Source organism: Streptomyces sp. CC0208 (assembly GCF_003443735.1).
Taxonomy (GTDB): Bacteria; Actinomycetota; Actinomycetes; order Streptomycetales; family Streptomycetaceae; genus Streptomyces; species Streptomyces sviceus.
This window is the reverse complement of the sequence record NZ_CP031969.1, coordinates 1,359,400-1,374,327: the sequence shown is the minus strand read 5'-3', so window position 1 is coordinate 1,374,327 and position 14,928 is coordinate 1,359,400. Positions and strand designations below refer to the sequence as shown.

15 protein-coding genes and 1 pseudogene are annotated in these 14,928 nt (G+C 72.8%); 12 read left to right on the top strand and 4 right to left on the bottom strand.

The annotated features are described in order from the left end of the window. The first annotated feature begins 5 nt into the window (after positions 1–5). The 4 genes from D1369_RS06365 to D1369_RS06350 are packed head-to-tail and all read left to right on the top strand — an operon-like array spanning position 6 to position 4,007. On the top strand, positions 6–404 hold the full coding sequence (locus D1369_RS06365) for a 6-carboxytetrahydropterin synthase (protein ID WP_020123858.1): 399 nt from the start codon (positions 6–8) through the stop codon (positions 402–404). Next, the gene (locus tag D1369_RS06360) at positions 401–1,585 is read left to right on the top strand and encodes a glycosyltransferase family 4 protein (RefSeq protein WP_037902028.1); all 1,185 of its coding nucleotides are present in this window, start codon (positions 401–403) and stop codon (positions 1,583–1,585) included. The genes D1369_RS06365 and D1369_RS06360 overlap by 4 nt, the downstream gene beginning before the upstream one ends. Then, a complete protein-coding gene (locus D1369_RS06355; RefSeq protein ID WP_007385979.1) occupies positions 1,582–2,589 on the top strand; it encodes a class I SAM-dependent methyltransferase in 1,008 nt (335 codons plus the stop codon). The genes D1369_RS06360 and D1369_RS06355 overlap by 4 nt, the downstream gene beginning before the upstream one ends. After that, complete coding sequence (locus D1369_RS06350) at positions 2,586–4,007, top strand: lysylphosphatidylglycerol synthase transmembrane domain-containing protein (protein WP_118082322.1); 1,422 nt, start codon at positions 2,586–2,588, stop codon at positions 4,005–4,007. The genes D1369_RS06355 and D1369_RS06350 overlap by 4 nt, the downstream gene beginning before the upstream one ends. Here D1369_RS06350 and D1369_RS06345 read toward each other — a convergent pair. Then, positions 3,893–4,639: pseudogene (locus D1369_RS06345) on the bottom strand (creatininase family protein); the annotation flags it as partial. The gene D1369_RS06350 and the pseudogene D1369_RS06345 sit on opposite strands and share 115 nt — an antisense overlap. A gap of 38 nt (positions 4,640–4,677) precedes the next feature. Between D1369_RS06345 and ribA the strand changes: the two are divergent. From ribA to D1369_RS06320, 5 genes are read left to right on the top strand one after another with little or no spacing between them, the layout of a single operon-like run. Continuing rightward, positions 4,678–5,337, top strand: coding sequence for a GTP cyclohydrolase II (gene ribA / locus D1369_RS06340; protein WP_007385981.1), 660 nt, complete (start codon positions 4,678–4,680; stop codon positions 5,335–5,337). 45 nt (positions 5,338–5,382) lie between these two features. Continuing rightward, the gene (locus D1369_RS06335; protein WP_118082321.1) at positions 5,383–5,937 is read left to right on the top strand and encodes a hypothetical protein; all 555 of its coding nucleotides are present in this window, start codon (positions 5,383–5,385) and stop codon (positions 5,935–5,937) included. Continuing rightward, a complete protein-coding gene (locus D1369_RS06330; RefSeq protein ID WP_007385983.1) occupies positions 5,934–7,082 on the top strand; it encodes an FAD-binding oxidoreductase in 1,149 nt (382 codons plus the stop codon). Before D1369_RS06335 ends, D1369_RS06330 begins: the two co-directional genes overlap by 4 nt. Next, entirely contained in the window at positions 7,079–8,143 is a 1,065-nt protein-coding gene (locus D1369_RS06325; protein ID WP_007385984.1) for a saccharopine dehydrogenase, read from the top strand. The genes D1369_RS06330 and D1369_RS06325 overlap by 4 nt, the downstream gene beginning before the upstream one ends. Then, a complete protein-coding gene (locus tag D1369_RS06320) occupies positions 8,136–9,290 on the top strand; it encodes a saccharopine dehydrogenase family protein (RefSeq protein ID WP_037902031.1) in 1,155 nt (384 codons plus the stop codon). Before D1369_RS06325 ends, D1369_RS06320 begins: the two co-directional genes overlap by 8 nt. A gap of 4 nt (positions 9,291–9,294) precedes the next feature. Here the strand turns inward: D1369_RS06320 and D1369_RS06315 are convergent, their stop codons facing one another. Further along, positions 9,295–10,521 carry a serine hydrolase domain-containing protein gene (locus D1369_RS06315; protein WP_007385986.1) on the bottom strand — a complete coding sequence of 409 codons (1,227 nt, stop codon included), beginning with the start codon at positions 10,519–10,521 and terminating at the stop codon, positions 9,295–9,297. Between the two features lie 160 nt (positions 10,522–10,681). Between D1369_RS06315 and D1369_RS06310 the strand changes: the two genes are divergently transcribed. Together D1369_RS06310 and D1369_RS06305 are read left to right on the top strand one after the other, a co-directional pair. After that, positions 10,682–11,131, top strand: coding sequence for a PPOX class F420-dependent oxidoreductase (locus D1369_RS06310; protein WP_007385987.1), 450 nt, complete (start codon positions 10,682–10,684; stop codon positions 11,129–11,131). A 192-nt stretch (positions 11,132–11,323) separates the two neighbouring features. Continuing rightward, positions 11,324–11,734, top strand: a complete 411-nt coding sequence (locus tag D1369_RS06305) for a VOC family protein (protein WP_037902035.1) — start codon at positions 11,324–11,326, stop codon at positions 11,732–11,734. 53 nt (positions 11,735–11,787) lie between these two features. On the opposite strand, the gene D1369_RS06300 is transcribed toward D1369_RS06305, so the two are convergent. Together D1369_RS06300 and D1369_RS06295 are read right to left on the bottom strand one after the other, a co-directional pair. Continuing rightward, the gene (locus D1369_RS06300; RefSeq protein ID WP_007385989.1) at positions 11,788–13,128 is read right to left on the bottom strand and encodes an MFS transporter; all 1,341 of its coding nucleotides are present in this window, start codon (positions 13,126–13,128) and stop codon (positions 11,788–11,790) included. 124 nt (positions 13,129–13,252) lie between these two features. Then, complete coding sequence (locus D1369_RS06295) at positions 13,253–13,918, bottom strand: TetR family transcriptional regulator (protein WP_007385990.1); 666 nt, start codon at positions 13,916–13,918, stop codon at positions 13,253–13,255. A gap of 129 nt (positions 13,919–14,047) precedes the next feature. Between D1369_RS06295 and D1369_RS06290 the strand changes: the two genes are divergently transcribed. Beyond that, positions 14,048–14,923, top strand: coding sequence for a shikimate dehydrogenase (locus D1369_RS06290; RefSeq protein WP_007385991.1), 876 nt, complete (start codon positions 14,048–14,050; stop codon positions 14,921–14,923). Positions 14,924–14,928: the final 5 nt, after the last annotated feature.

Below are 14,928 nucleotides of genomic sequence, written 5' to 3'. Positions count from 1 at the left end.
GTCCGTTGTTCAGCATCACCGTCCGCGATCACATCATGATCGCCCACAGCTTCCGCGGCGAGGTCTTCGGCCCCGCGCAGCGACTGCACGGCGCGACGTTCCTCGTGGACGCCACGTTCCGGCGCGAACAGCTGGACGACGACAACATCGTCGTCGACATCGGACTGGCCACCCAGGAACTCGGGGCCGTAGTCAGCGAGCTGAACTACAGAAACCTCGACAACGAACCCGACTTCGCCGGGGTCAACACCTCCACGGAGTTCCTGGCGAAGGTCATCGCGGACCGGCTCGCCGAGCGCATCGAGAAGGGCGCTCTCGGCGAGGGCGCCAAGGGTCTCGCGGGGCTGACCGTCACCCTGCACGAGTCGCATGTCGCGTGGGCGAGTTACGAGCGTGCCCTGTGACCGACATGACGACCGGGCGGACGGCCACGCTCGACTACGTGCCCGTACAGCACACGGCTCTCAAGAAGGCCGAGATCATCCCGATGTCCCTGCGGACCGTGCACTTCGTGATGCCGGGCGGCGTGGACGACCCGACCGCGCCGAGCGGCGGCAACGCCTACGACCGGCGGGTCTGCCTGGACCTGCCCGGCTTCGGCTGGCAGGTCGAGCGGCACGCGGTGGCCGGCAGCTGGCCCCGGCCGGGAGCGCCGGCCCGTACCGAACTCGCCCGCACCCTGCGGGACCTGCCCGACGGCACCGTCGTCCTCATCGACGGGCTGGTCGCCTGCGGCGTACCGGAGATCGTCGTCCCGGAGGCCGAACGGCTGAGCATCGCCGTCCTCGTCCACCTGCCGCTCGGCGACGAGACGGGACTCGAACCCGGGCTCGCCCTCGAACTGGACGCCAAGGAGCGCGAGGTGCTGCGGGCCGTGCCCGCCGTCATCGCCACCAGCGACTGGGCCGTACGCCGGCTCGTCTCCCACCACGGCCTCGCCCCCGAGCGGGTCCATGTCGCCACCCCGGGCGCCGACATCGCCCCGCTCGCCTCCGGCACCGACGGAGTCTCCCGACTGCTGTGCGTGGCCGCGGTGACGCCCCGCAAGGGACAGCACCGGCTGATCGAGGCCCTGGCCGGTGCCCAGGACCTGCCGTGGAGCTGCGTGTGCGTCGGCGGGATCACCCAGGATCCCGAGTACGTCGCCCACCTGCGGATGCTCATCAAGCGGTACGGCCTCCAGGACCGCCTGCACCTCGCGGGACCGAAGGCCGGCGCCGAGCTCGACGCCAGCTACGCCGCCGCCGACCTGATGGTCCTCACCTCCTACGCCGAGACCTACGGCATGGCGGTCACCGAGGCCCTCGCGCGCGGCATCCCGGTGCTGGCCACCGACGTCGGCGGAGTCGCCGAGGCGGTCGGCCGCGCCCCCGACGGCGGGGTGCCCGGCATCCTCGTCCCGCCGGAGGACCCGGCCGCCCTCGCCGCCGAACTGCGCGGCTGGTTCGGCGAGGCGGACGTACGACGCAGGCTCAAGGCGGCTGCCCGGGGCCGACGGGCCGCCCTGGACGGCTGGGCGACCACGGCCCGCAGCCTGGCCGGAGTACTCGGCCGACTCCCGAGCGAGCCCAGGAGGGCGGCATGAGGAAGACGGCGACCAAGCAGAGCGGCAAGATCCCGGCACAGCCGGGGCCTCGAGAGGTGGCGTCGGTGAATCCTGGTGTCCCTGCCGAAGCAGAATCGGTCATCCCCGGTGCCGGTCCCAGCACCCGCCCCGGCGAGCGTCCGACCGTACGCCTCAGGGACGCCGGACCCGACGACGCTCCCCGTTACGCCCCCGAGTGGCTGGAACTGCGGGAAGGACCCGACGCGGCCGCGCGGGCGGCCGATCTGCTCGACCCGCTGCGCATCCGGCTGGCCAACCTGCCGGGCAAGGCCGGACTGGTCATCCACGACCTGGGCTGCGGCACCGGCTCGATGGGGCGCTGGCTCGCGTCCCGTCTGGACGGCCCCCAGCACTGGATCCTGCACGACCGGGACCCCTACCTCCTGCACTTCGCGGCCGTCGCCTCCCCGCGCTCCGCGGCCGACGGCAGCCGGGTCACCGTCGAGACGCGCCGCGGCGACGTCGGCCTGCTCACCCCGGACGCCCTCGCCGGCGCGTCCCTGGTGACGGCCTCCGCGCTCCTGGACGTCCTCACCCGCGAGGAGATCGACACCCTCGCCGCGGCCTGCACGGGCGCCGGATGCCCGGCCCTGCTCACCCTGTCCGTGGCGGGCCGCGTCGAACTCACCCCGGCCGACCCGCTGGACGAGGAGATCGCCGACGCGTTCAACGCCCACCAGCGGCGCGGCGGACTGCTCGGCCCGGACGCCGTCACCGTCGCCTGCGAGGCCTTCTCCGAGCGGGGCGCGACGGTCCGGCTGCACCCGAGCGCCTGGCGCCTGGGCCCCGCCGAGTCCGCGCTCACCGCGCAGTGGCTGCGCGGCTGGGTCGGCGCGGCCGTCGAGGAGCGCCCCGAACTGAAGGAGCGTGCCGAGCGCTACCTCCAGGACCGTCTGGAGGCCTGCCGCGCGGGCGAGTTGAAGGTCGTCGTCCACCACAGCGACCTGCTGGCGCTGTCCCGTCCGACGGGCGGAGCGTCATGAGCGTGGAGACGGTGCGGCCGGACACGGACCTCTCGGCCCGCGGCACCGGCCGCACCAAGGCGCCGCTGCCCGTACGGCGACCCGCGGACCCGGCCGGGCCGGGCACGCTCTCCCACCGGGCCCGCACCCTGCGGGCCGAGGTGGTCCAGACCCGGGACGAGCTGCTCACCGCACGGACCGACGCACTCGTGGCCCGGGCCGAGATCCTCGAAGCCGCCGGCGTGCCCGCCGGGGACCTGGCCGAAGCCGCCGTCTCCCACGACCGGATCGGCGTGATCGTGACCGCGGCCCGGCCCGAGCCCGCTCACCCCGCAGCCCCCCGGTGGCGTACGGCCCTGCGCGCCGTCCTCAACTCCCGCGCCCTGCGCACCCACTTCGGCACGGTCGCCGGGGTCACCATCCTCGCCCTCCTGCTGTGGCGCCTCGGCACCGGCGTCTTCCTGGACGGGCTGCGCCGGATCGACGGCCCCGCCCTGCTGGCGGCCCTCGCGATCGGCGTGCTGACCACCGTGTTCAGCGCCTGGCGCTGGCAGTTGGTGGCCCGCGGGCTGCGCATCCGGCTGCCCCTCGGCGAGGCCGTGGCCGACTACTACCGTGCCCTGTTCCTGAACGCGGCCCTGCCCGGCGGTGTCCTCGGCGACGTGCACCGCGCGGTCCGCCACGGACAGAGCGCCGGCGACATGGGCCGCGGAGTACGGGCGGTCGTCCTCGAACGGGTCGCCGGTCAGATCGCGTTGGCGGTCGTCGGCGGTGCCGTGCTGCTCACCATGGACTCCCCGGTGCTGGCCCAGGCCCGCCACCTCGCCCCCGTCGCCGGCCTGGCCGGCCTCGGCGCGCTCGCCGTCGTCGTGGCCCTGCGGATGAACCGGGCCCCCTCCACCCGTCGCGGCCGGATGCTGCGCGCGACCCTCGGCGAGGCCCGCGAGGCGCTGCTGTCCCGCCGCAACTGGCCCGGCGTCACGCTCTCCTCGGCCGTCGTCCTCGCCGGCCACCTCGGGATGTTCGTGCTCGCCGCACGCATCGCGGGCTCCGACGCCTCCGTCGCCGCCCTGCTGCCGCTGGCCGTGCTCGCCCTGCTCGCCATGGGACTGCCCCTGAACATCGGCGGCTTCGGCCCCCGGGAGGGCGTCACCGCCTGGGCGTTCGCCGCCATGGGCCTCGGCGCCGGCGCCGGCCTCGCGACCGCGATCGTGTACGGCGTCCTCAGCTTCGTGGCGAGCCTGCCGGGCGCGGCCGTCCTGGTCGCCCGCTGGTACCAGGGTCTGCGGCGCCCGGCGAAGCCCTACTCGGCGCCGTCGCCGGACGCGGTCAGCATCGAGAAATACGTCCCGAAGGATGCCGCGAGGCTCTCCAGCAAGGCTTTCCCTTTTTCCGCCGAGCCCAGTGAAGGGCGCCCGATGACACCGGAATCGGTGTAACCGGACATACCGAGGGTGAGGAGATGACGACGGTCGTCCGCGACGAAATCGGAGGTCTCGTAACCGGGGCGGAGACTTTCCGGGTGCGTGTGCAGAAGAATGGAGGTCTCGATTTCTCCCGCGTGCATGTCGGTGAGCAGCGAGGTGACCACTCCCGCCTCCGTACGGGCGGTCTCCCAGTCCTCCGCGGCCGGGAACAGCGCCATCCGCTCCCCGCGGGCGGAGGCCTCCTGGACGACGTTGCCCAGCACGTAGTTCCCCCCGTGGCCGTTGACCACGACCAGAGCCTCGACGCCCGAGCGGCGCAGCGAGGCGGCGATGTCTTGTACCACCGAGTGAAGGGTGACGGCGGAGATGCTGACGGTCCCCGGCCAGGCCGCGTGCTCGTGCGAGCAGGACATCGTCACCGGGGGGAGGAGGTGCACCGGGTACGCCGCGGCGATCTCCCGCGCGACGGCACACGCGACGAGGGTGTCGGTCGCCAGGGGAAGGTACGGACCGTGTTGTTCGAAGCTCCCGACCGGAAGGACGGCGACCTGAGTTGAGACGCCCGCGCCCCGCGTCCGTACGTCTTCCGTAGTGTCCGTCGGCAACAGACCGTACGCCGCCGACCGTATTTCCGAACCGCTCATCTTTTCACGGCCTTTCGTCTCTGCTTAGGAAACAGATCATGACAGATTACGTTGGCGTACTCGGCAAGAAGGCACCGCAGCGCACCGGGGTGGAACGCGTGGTGAATGCCCCGCTGCCCACCGTGTACGGGAAATTCCAGGCGGTCGGCTACCTCGATCACGACCGCGGTGACGAACAGGTCGCCCTGGTCTACGGTGACATCGACGCGGAGAACGTCCTCGTGCGGCTGCATTCCGAGTGCCTGACCGGTGACGCTTTCGGCTCCCAGCACTGCGAGTGCGGTGACCAGCTGGACGCCGCGCTGCGGGCCGTGGTCAAGGAGGGCAGCGGCATCGTCGTCTATCTGCGCGGCCACGAGGGCCGGGGCATAGGCCTGCTCGCCAAGCTGCGCGCGATGGCGCTCCAGGCGGAGGGCCTGGACACCGTCGAGGCGAACCTCGCGCTCGGTCTGCCGGTGGACTCCCGCGACTACGGTGTCGCCGCCGGCATCTTCCACGACCTGGGCGTGAACTCGGTCCGCCTGATGTCCAACAACCCGCGCAAGCGCGAGGCGCTGCAACGGCACGGTATCGAGGTCACCGAGACGGTGCCGCTGCTGATCACGCCGTGCGAGAGCAACATCACCTATCTGCGCACCAAGCGGGAGCGACTGGACCACGTCCTGCCCCATCTGGACGCGGTGGCCCACCTGTCCTGATCGTCGGGCGGATTCCGGGTGGCCGGATCCGGACAGGAAGAGGGAATGACCGACGACGTCCTCCTCCCCGGACAGCGGGTCACGCGCCCGCGCGACGCGGCCCCGGGCGACCTGGTGGCCGGCCGCGGTGCCGCCGTGCCCGACACCACCTACCTCGCCGTTCTGGGCTTGGGCACTCAGGCCCGGGGGCGGGGGATCGCCCGCGCGCGCGAGGCGCCCGGGGACACCGAGGAGGCGATGGCGGGCGCCTGCCTGCTCGCTGCCCGCACGCCGAGTACGACACCGGTGCTGCGCGGGACGTCGCCCGCGTCCGGGTGCACGGTGGTCGGCGGGGGCGCCTTCGAGGCAACCCGCCGGGAGGCGGACACCGGAGTCCTACGGCGATCGGCGGCCGTCGTCGTGAACGACCCGGCGACCGCGGCGGAGCACGCCGGGTCGGTCGGGGGCGTGCTCCGGACGGGGCCGGCGACCGGTCTCGTCGGCCTGGGTGACGTATCGACCGGACGAGCCGTGGCCCGGGCCGCCCCCGGTGACACCGTCCACCAGCACGCGGCCGCCGCCCGCGTCGTGGTGCGGGCGGCCGAGGGGGAGCGCCGGTGAGCACGCGCACGGCCGAGGTCGTCGTCATCGGCGGCGGGGTCATGGGGACGAGCATCGCCCGCCACTTGGTGCGCGCGGGCGTACGGGACGTGGTGCTCGTCGAGCGGGACGAGCTCGCCTCCGGCTCCACCTCGAAGGCGGCGGGCGGGGTACGGGCGCAGTTCTCCGACGAGCTCAACATCCGGCTCGGGGCCCGCAGCCTGGAGGCGTTCGGCCGGTTCGGGGAGGAGACAGGACAGGACATCGGCCTGCACCGGGTCGGATATCTGTTCCTGCTGTCGACGCCCGAGGAGGTCGCCTCCTTCGAGCAGAGCGTGCGGCTCCAGAACAGCCTCGGCGTCCCGAGCCGCATGATCGACCCGGCCGAGGCGCGCCGGCTGTCCCCGCTCATCACCACCGACGGCCTGCTCGCCGCCGCCTTCTCGCCCGAGGACGGCCATTGCACCCCGGAGTCCGTGGTGTACGGCTACGCGGCCGACGCCCGCCGCCACGGCCTGACGATCCTCCGGCACACCGAGGTCACCGGCATCGAACGGCACGGCCACGACATCACCGCCGTGACGACGACCAGGGGCCGGATCGCCACCGGCACGGTGATCTGCGCGGCCGGTGCCTGGTCGCGGGCCGTCGGCGCGATGGTCGGCGTGGACCTGCCGGTCGAGCCGCTGCGCCGCCAGATCGCGGTCACCGAACCGGTCGCCGCACTGCCGCCCGGCCTCCCCATGACCATCGACTTCACCAGCAGCCTCTACTTCCACCGCGAGGGCCCCGGCCTCCTCCTCGGCATGTCCGACCCCGACGAGAGACCCGGCTTCGACACCGCCACCCACGACCGCTGGATCCCCCGCCTGGCCGAGGCCATGCAGCACCGCGCCCCCGCTCTCCTCGACCTGCGCCGCACCGGCGGCTGGGCCGGCCTGTACGAGATCACTCCCGACCACAACGCCCTGATCGGCGAGGCGACTTCGGTCTCCCGCTTCCTGTACGCGACCGGCTTCTCCGGCCACGGCTTCCTCCAGGGACCGGCCGTCGGCGAGGTCGTCCGCGACCTGTACCTCGGCCGCGTACCCTTCGTGGACATCAGCCCGCTCAGCGCCGGCCGGTTCGCGGCCGACGCCCCGCGCCCGGAGGCCAACCGCGTATGACCGAGCTCCATCTGTGGCTGCGCCACGAGGTCCGCTCCACCGAGCGGCGCACGCCCCTCGTGCCGTCCGACGCCCGGCGACTCGTCGACAGCGGCGTGACGCTGACCGTCGAGGAGTCCCCGCAGCGGATCTTCCCGATCGAGCAGTACGCGGCGGTCGGCTGCCGTGTCGCCCCCGCGGGTTCCTGGGCCTCCCGGGCGCCCGAGGACGCCGTGGTCGTCGGCCTCAAGGAACTCCCCGACGAGCCCGCCGCCCTGACGCACCGGCACGTCTTCTTCGGGCACGCGTACAAGGAGCAGCCGGGCGCCGAGGAGCTGCTGCGCCGGTTCGCCGCCGGGGGAGGAGCCCTCCTCGACCTGGAGTACCTGGTCGACGACCACGGCCGCAGGCTCGCCGCCTTCGGCTACTGGGCCGGTTACCTCGGCGCGGCCCTGGCCGTGCTCCAGCACCGCGGGAGGCTGGCCGCCCCCCTCACGCCCACCTCGCAGGAAGAACTTCAGGAGGCGCTGCGGCCCGTCGCCGGGGACGAGGAGTTCACGGCCCTGGTGATCGGAGCCCTGGGGCGCAGCGGCCGGGGCGCCCGCGTCGCGCTGCGGGCCGCCGGGGTCGAGCCGACCTGCTGGGACCTCGACGAGACCCGCGACCTGGACCGCCCCGCCCTGCTCGCCCACGACGTGCTGGTGAACTGCGTCCTCGCCACCAGCCCGATCCCGCCCTTCGTCCGCGAGGCGGACCTGGACGACCCGGCCCGCCGGCTGCGCACCCTCTCCGACGTCACCTGCGACGTCGGCTCGCCCCTGAACGTCCTGCCGGTCTACGACCGCACCACCGAGTGGGCCGAGCCCGTCCGACGGCTGCACAAGGAACCCCCGCTCGACCTGATCGCCATCGACAACCTGCCGTCCCTGCTCCCCGAGGAGTCCAGCGTCGGGTTCTCCGGATCGCTGCTGCCCCTGCTGCTGGAGTTCGGGGTCGGCGGCCCCTGGGCGCGCTGCCTGGACCGGTTCCATCAGGCGTGCCGTGAACTCGGCATCGACGAAGGGGAGTTCCGCCGTGTCTGACCTGGTTCCCGCGAGCGGCACCGTCCACTGGATCGGCGCCGGACTCTCCACCGGCAGCGGTCTGGCCGCACTGTGCGACACGGCCGACCGTGTGCTGTTGTGGCACCGCACGGAGGAGCGGGCGGAAGAGGCCCTCGAAGGGCTGCGTATCAACGGACGGGCCGCGCCCCGCGCGTATACGCTCGCCGCGCTCGCGGCCGAACTGGCCCCCGGGGACGTCGTCGTGTCGATGCTGCCCGCCCCCGAGCACGCCGGGATCCTCGCCGCGTGCGTGCGCGAGAACGCCCACTTCGCCTGCTCCAGCTATGTGTCCGACGCCGTCCTCGAACACGTGCCCATGGCGCACAAGGCCGGGCTCGTGGTCCTCACCGAGGCCGGCCTCGACCCGGGCATCGACCACCTCTTCGCCCACGGCCTCGTCGCCCGGGCCCGCGAGGCGATCGGCGACGCGACACCGGCGTCGTACGGCCTCACCTCCTACTGCGGTGGTGTGCCCGCCGTCCCGAACGACTTCAGGTACCGCTTCAGCTGGGCCCCCGCCGGAGTCCTGAACGCCCTGCGCTCGCCCGCCCGCTACATCGACCAGGGCACCCCGACCACCGCCGAGCGTCCCTGGGAGGCGACCCGGCGCCATGTCGTCGACGGCGAGACCTTCGAGGTCTACCCCAACCGTGACAGCGTGCCCTTCGTCGAGCAGTACGGACTGCCGGACGCCTGGACCCCGCGGACCTTCGTGCGCGGGACCCTGCGGCTGGACGGCTGGCTGCGCGCCTGGGAGCCGGTCTTCGAGGAGCTGAGGACCGGCGACGACACCCGGATCGCCGCCCTGGCCCAGGAGTTGGCTGCCAGGTACCCCACGACGGACACCGACCGCGACCGGGTCGTCCTCGCCGTCTCCCTCGACGTGCGCGCGCAGGACGGCCGCACCTGGTCCGGCGGCTATCTGCTCGACCTGGTGGGTGACGAGGAGGACAGCGCCATGGCCCGCTGCGTCTCCCGGACCCTCGCCCTGGGCGTCGGCCACATCCTGGACGGCTCCCTCCCGGCAGGGCTGAACCGCGCGGCGGAGACCGCAGACCGCTCGGAGCAGTGGCTGGGCGAACTCGCCCGCGGCGGTGTGCACTTCACCCTGCGGGTCGATCAGTAGGCGCCTACGCCGTGACGGCCTCGTGGACCAGCCGCTTGAGGTCGGGGAAGAGCTTCAGCGACTTCGGGCGCACCTGGGTGAAGAACTGCACGGTCAGATCGCGGCCCGGGTCGACCCAGAAGGTCGTGGACGCCGCCCCGCTCCAGCCGTAGGTACCGAGTGTCGAGGGCGCCAGGGTGCGGGCGGGGTCGATCACCACGGAGACGCCGAGGCCGAAGCCGACGCCGTCGTTGCCGGGCTCGTCGTGGGCCGGTTTGGTGCCGAAGGCACGCAGGTCGGCGCCGCCCGGGAGGTGGTTGGAGGTCATCAGGTCCACGGTCTCGGGGGACAGCAGGCGGGTGCCGTCCAGTTCGCCGCGGCGGCGCAGCAGTTCCGCGAAGCGGTGGACGTCGTACGCCGATGCCGCGAGGCCGCCGCTGCCGGACAGCAGGCGGGGGCGGCCCCGCAGCGGCAGTCCGGGGACCGGCTCGATGGTGCCGTCGTCCTTCTCGCCGTACAACTCCGCGAGCCTGTCCGCCTGTTCGTCCGTCACCCAGAACCCGGCGTCGGTCATCCCGAGCGGGCCGAGGACCCGCTCGGCGAAGAACGTGTCGAGGGTCTGGCCGGACGCGATCTCGATGACGCGGCCCAGGACGTTGGAGGCGACGGAGTAGTTCCACTGGGTGCCCGGTTCGAACTGGAGCGGCAGGCTCGCGTACACGTCGACCGTCTTGGCGAGGTCCGAGCCCGGCAGCACGGACGAGTCCAGTCCGGCCTCGCGGTAGAGGGCGTCGACCGGGTGGGAGTGGTAGAAGGCGAAGGTCAGGCCCGCGGTGTGGGTCATCAGATGCCGGACCAGGATGGGACCGTCCGCGGGGCGGGTCGTGAGGCTGTCGCCGGAGCCGTCCACGTAGACCCGGGGCTGCGCGAACGCCGGCAGATACTCGGCGACCGGGTCGTCCAGCGACAGCCGGCCCTCCTCCACCAGGATCAGGGCGGCCACGGCGGTGACCGGCTTGGTCATCGAGTAGATCCGCCACAGGGTGTCCGCCTCGACCGGAAGTCGGGCCGCGAGGTCACGGTGGCCGTGCGCGGTGAGGTGGGCGACGCGGCCGCCGCGGGCGACGGACACCAGGAAGCCGGGCATCCGGCCCTCGTCGACGTAGTGGGCGAAGTGCTGGTCCAGGCGGTCGAGCGCCTTCGCGTCCAGCCCCACCTCACCGGGATCGACCTCTTGCCGAAGCTGTGCCATTGCTTTCCTCCGTCGCGCATCCGTCGAGGTGGGGACCGACATACCCGGTCCCGACCACCTCAGACATCATCGTCGCTCAGAAAACCACGGCGAGCCGCGGGTCGGCCGGGATTCCGCGGTGGGGGGAATGCGGGGTGCGGCCGGGCCGGTTGATCGTGTCATGACCGATGACGCGACGCAGGACGCACTGTTCCGGCTGCTTTCCGAGAGCCACGGCGGGGTGCTGGTCACCCTCAAGCGCGACGGCCGCCCCCAGCTGTCGAACGTCACCCACGCCTACTACCCCGACGAGCGGATCATCCGGGTCTCCCTCACCGACGACCGTGCCAAGACCCGCAATCTGCGCCGGGACCCCCGTGCCTCGTACCACGTGACGACGTCGGACCGGTGGGCCTACACGGTCGCCGAGGGCACGGCCGACCTCACCCCGGTGGCGCAGGACCCGCACGACGACACGGTCGAGGAACTCGTCCGCCTGTACCGGGACGTCCAGGGCGAACATCCCGACTGGGACGACTACCGGGCGGCCATGGTCCGGGACCGGCGGCTGGTGCTGCGGCTGCGGGTGGAGCGGGCGTACGGGATTCCCGTCGGGGCGATCGGCGGCTGACCGGCTTGGGCGGGGCGCCCAGGGGGGTGCCGGGTTCGGTTGTCGGGGTGCGGGTGCGATGTGGCTGGTCGCGCAGTTCCCCGCGCCCCTGGGGCCCGTCGGTCCTACGACCAGCGGCGCAGGGCGGACGGCCGATGTCCCGGGGGCCGGCGGCTGCCTACGCTGACCGGCACACCGAGGGAAGAGGTCAGCATGCCCGTCAACGGCCGCAGCCACATCCGCGTCGCCCGCCCCTCCCGGGACCTGGCCGTCGCCGAACGGTTCTGGGTCGAGGGGCTCGGCCTGGGTGTCGTGTGGCGGGCCGAGGGCGGCCCCGAGCCCGGTGAGCACGACCTCCTGATGCTGGGATGGCCGGACGCCGGCTGGCACCTGGAACTGGTCCAGGAGCAGGGCAGCCCCGTCGAACCCCGCCCCACCGAGGAGGACCTGTTGGTGATCTACGTCGACGGTCCGGTGCCGGAGGACCTCGTCGCCCGCCTGGAGGCCCACGGCGGCAGACAGGTGCGGTCGCCGAACCCGTACTGGAACGAGTGGGGCGTCACGGTGGCGGACCCGGACGGGTACCGGCTGGTGCTGTGCACGCGGGGCTGGTCGAACGGGTAGGCGCAGCGGGCGGGCAGGCCCGAGCCCCCCGTGCCTGCAGGGAGGGGGCAGGGTCAGGCCGTCACCTTCGCCGGGCGGGACGCCTCCCGGGGCGCACGTGAGCCGAGGTCCTCCGTGGGGACCTTGTGTGTCTCGCGGGCCGTCAGGGCGGCGATCACCGGCGGGACGCACAGGGCCGCGGTGAACAGGGCCACCGAGGACCAGTCGGTGCCGTCGGGGCCCGCGATCCGTGCCGCGAAGGTGACCGCGAAACCCGCCACCGCGAAACCGATCTGCGTGCCGATCGCCATGCCGGACAGCCGGACCCGGGTGGAGAACATCTCGCCGTAGAAGGACGGCCAGACGCCGTTCGCGGCGCTGTAGACGACACCGAACGTGACGATGCCGAGCAGCAGCGTCAGCGGGTAGTTGCCCGTGGAGATCGCCCAGAGGTAGAGGAACATCGTCACCGCGCTGCCCGCCGCGCCGATCAGGAAGACCGGGCGCCGGCCGACGCGGTCCGACAGCGTGGCCCACGCCGGGATCGCGGCGAGCGCGACGAGGTTGGCCAGCGCGCCCACCCACAGCATCGAGGAACGGCTCATCCCGACCGCGTCGCTCGTCGCGTACGCCAGCGCCCACACCGTGAAGATCGTGGAGACCGAGGCGATCAGCGCGCCCCCGATCACCCGCAGCACGTCCGCCCAGTGCTCCCGCAGCAGCACCGCCAGCGGGAGCTTCGGGACGCCCTCGGAGGCGGCCTGCTGCGCGAAGGCTGGTGTCTCGTCCAGCTTGCGGCGGATCACGAAACCGACCACGGCGACCACCACGCTCAGCCAGAACGGCACGCGCCAGCCCCAGGACAGCAGTTGGTCCTCGGGCAGCGCGGCGACCGGCAGGAAGACCAGGGTGGCGAGCAGTTGGCCGCCCTGGGTGCCGCTGAGGGTGAAGCTCGTGAAGAAGCCCCGTCGGCGCGCCGGCGCGTGTTCCAGGCTCATGGAGTTGGCGCTGGCCTGCTCTCCGGCCGCCGAGATGCCCTGGAGGACCCGGCACAGCACCAGCAGGACCGGGGCGAGGGTGCCGACCTGGTGGCGGGTGGGCAGACAGCCGATGAGGAACGTCGACAGGCCCATCAGGATCAGCGTGAAGACCATGATCTTCTTGCGCCCGGCCCGGTCGCCGAAATGCCCGAGGAAGAGGGCGCCGACCGGCCGGGCCGCGTAGGCGACACCGAACGTGGCCAGCGACAGCAGGGTCGCGGTGGCCGGGTCGGACTCGTCGAAGAACACCTTCGGGAAGATCAGGGCTGCGGCGCTGCCGTAGATGAAGAAGTCGTAGTACTCCAGGGCGCTGCCGATCCAGGCGGCGGTGGCGGCCTTTTTCGGTTGCCCGACGGCTTCGGCGGGGACGGACACGGCGTTGCTCCTTCGGGGGACTCCGGGAGCTACCCAGCTAATTAACCCACTGGGTAGTTAGTAGCGGTTGCCGAGGATCGTGCGCCCGCGCTTCCTGGGTGTCAAGGGGTCCGGACGTGCCGGATCAGTCCGCCGCGCGGTCCGCCGTCAGGTAGGCGATCACCATGTCGCCCAGCATGGCCCGGTAGTGCTCGCGCTGCTCCGGCGCGACCAGGTCGCGGCCGAAGAGCGCGCCGAAGGTGTGCCGGTTGGCCACCCGGAAGAAGCAGAACGAGCTGATCATCGCGTGCAGGTCCACCGCGTCCACGTCGGCCGTGAACAGGCCGGACTCCCGCCCCGAGGCCAGGATGCGGCCGATCACGTCGAGTGCGGGGGAGCCGATCCTGCCGAGCTTCTCGGAGGCGGCGATGTGCTCGGCCCCGTGGATGTTCTCGATGCTGACCAGGCGGATGAAGTCGGGGTGCTGCTCGTGGTGGTCGAAGGTCACCTCCGCGAGGCGCCGGATCGCCGCGACCGGGTCCAGGTGCTCGACGTCCAGCTCCTGTTCGGCCTCCCGGATCACGCCGTACGCCCGCTCCAGGACGGCCGTGAACAACTGCTCCTTGCCGCCGAAGTAGTAGTAGATCATCCGTTTGGTGGTGCGGGTGCGGGCGGCGATCTCGTCGACGCGGGCGCCGTCGTAGCCGGCCCGCGCGAACTCCTGGGTCGCCACGTCGAGGATCTCGGCCTGGGTGCGGGCGGCGTCGCGGATCCGCCCGCCTGGTCGTGCCGGTTCGTCGACGCTGGTCATCGGGTTCCTTCGAGTGGGCGGCCGGTGCCGCAGATTCTAGAAGGCGCCGTCCGGCTCTTCCCCGGCGACCTGTCGGCTGATATAGCTAACGTACTGGTTCGTACATTAGCTTTGGACTGGGAGGTCCGCGTGGCCAGGGACTCGTTTCTCGTCGGACTGATCGGCGCCGGCATCGGCCCCTCGCTGAGCCCGGCGCTGCACGAGCGGGAGGCGGACCGGCAGGGCCTGCGCTATGTGTACCGGCTCATCGACATCGACGTGCTGGGTGCGGGCCCCGAGGGGGTCGGCGAGCTGGTGCGGGCCGCCCGGGACCTGGGCTTCGACGGGCTGAACATCACCCACCCGTGCAAGCAGCTGGTCATCGGGCACCTGGACGCGCTCGCCCCGCAGGCGGAGGCGCTCGGCGCGGTGAACACCGTCGTCTTCGACAACGGCCGCACGACCGGACACAACACCGACGTCACCGGCTTCGCCGCGTCCTTCGCGCGCGGGCTGCCCGACGTGCCCCTGGAGCGGGTCGTGCAGCTGGGGGCGGGGGGCGCGGGGGCGGCCGTCGCGCACGCCATGCTCACCCTGGGCGCCGGACGCGTCACCGTCGTCGACGCGCTCGCCGACCGGGCCGCCGACCTCGCCGCCGCCCTGAACCGGCACTTCGGTGAGGGACGCGCGGCCGCGGCCGGCCCGGACCGGCTCGCCCCGCTGCTCGCCGACGCCGACGGCCTCGTGCACGCCACCCCCACCGGCATGGCCGCCCACCCCGGCCTGCCCCTGCCGGCCGAACTGCTCCACCCCGGGCTGTGGGTCGCCGAGGTGGTCTACCGCCCGCTGGAGACGGAACTGCTGCGCACCGCTCGCGCGCTCGGCTGCGCCACTCTGGACGGGGGCGGCATGGCCGTCTTCCAGGCCGCCGACGCGTTCCGGCTGTTCACGGGGCGGGAGCCGGACGCGGCGCGGATGCTGGCGGACATCGCGGAACTGGCGGGCGTGGTCGGCGCCCCCAAGTAGCCCCG

Excerpts from the sequence above, each read along its gene's own strand:
- D1369_RS06355 (WP_007385979.1), top strand. The coding sequence starts at position 1,582 with ATGAGGAAGACGGCGACCAAGCAGAGCGGCAAGATCCCGGCACAGCCG.
- D1369_RS06350 (WP_118082322.1), top strand. The coding sequence starts at position 2,586 with ATGAGCGTGGAGACGGTGCGGCCGGACACGGACCTCTCGGCCCGCGGC.
- ribA (WP_007385981.1), top strand. The coding sequence starts at position 4,678 with ATGACAGATTACGTTGGCGTACTCGGCAAGAAGGCACCGCAGCGCACC.
- D1369_RS06335 (WP_118082321.1), top strand. The coding sequence starts at position 5,383 with ATGACCGACGACGTCCTCCTCCCCGGACAGCGGGTCACGCGCCCGCGC.
- D1369_RS06325 (WP_007385984.1), top strand. The coding sequence starts at position 7,079 with ATGACCGAGCTCCATCTGTGGCTGCGCCACGAGGTCCGCTCCACCGAG.
- D1369_RS06315 (WP_007385986.1), bottom strand. The coding sequence starts at position 10,521 with ATGGCACAGCTTCGGCAAGAGGTCGATCCCGGTGAGGTGGGGCTGGAC.
- D1369_RS06310 (WP_007385987.1), top strand. The coding sequence starts at position 10,682 with ATGACCGATGACGCGACGCAGGACGCACTGTTCCGGCTGCTTTCCGAG.
- D1369_RS06305 (WP_037902035.1), top strand. The coding sequence starts at position 11,324 with ATGCCCGTCAACGGCCGCAGCCACATCCGCGTCGCCCGCCCCTCCCGG.
- D1369_RS06295 (WP_007385990.1), bottom strand. The coding sequence starts at position 13,918 with ATGACCAGCGTCGACGAACCGGCACGACCAGGCGGGCGGATCCGCGAC.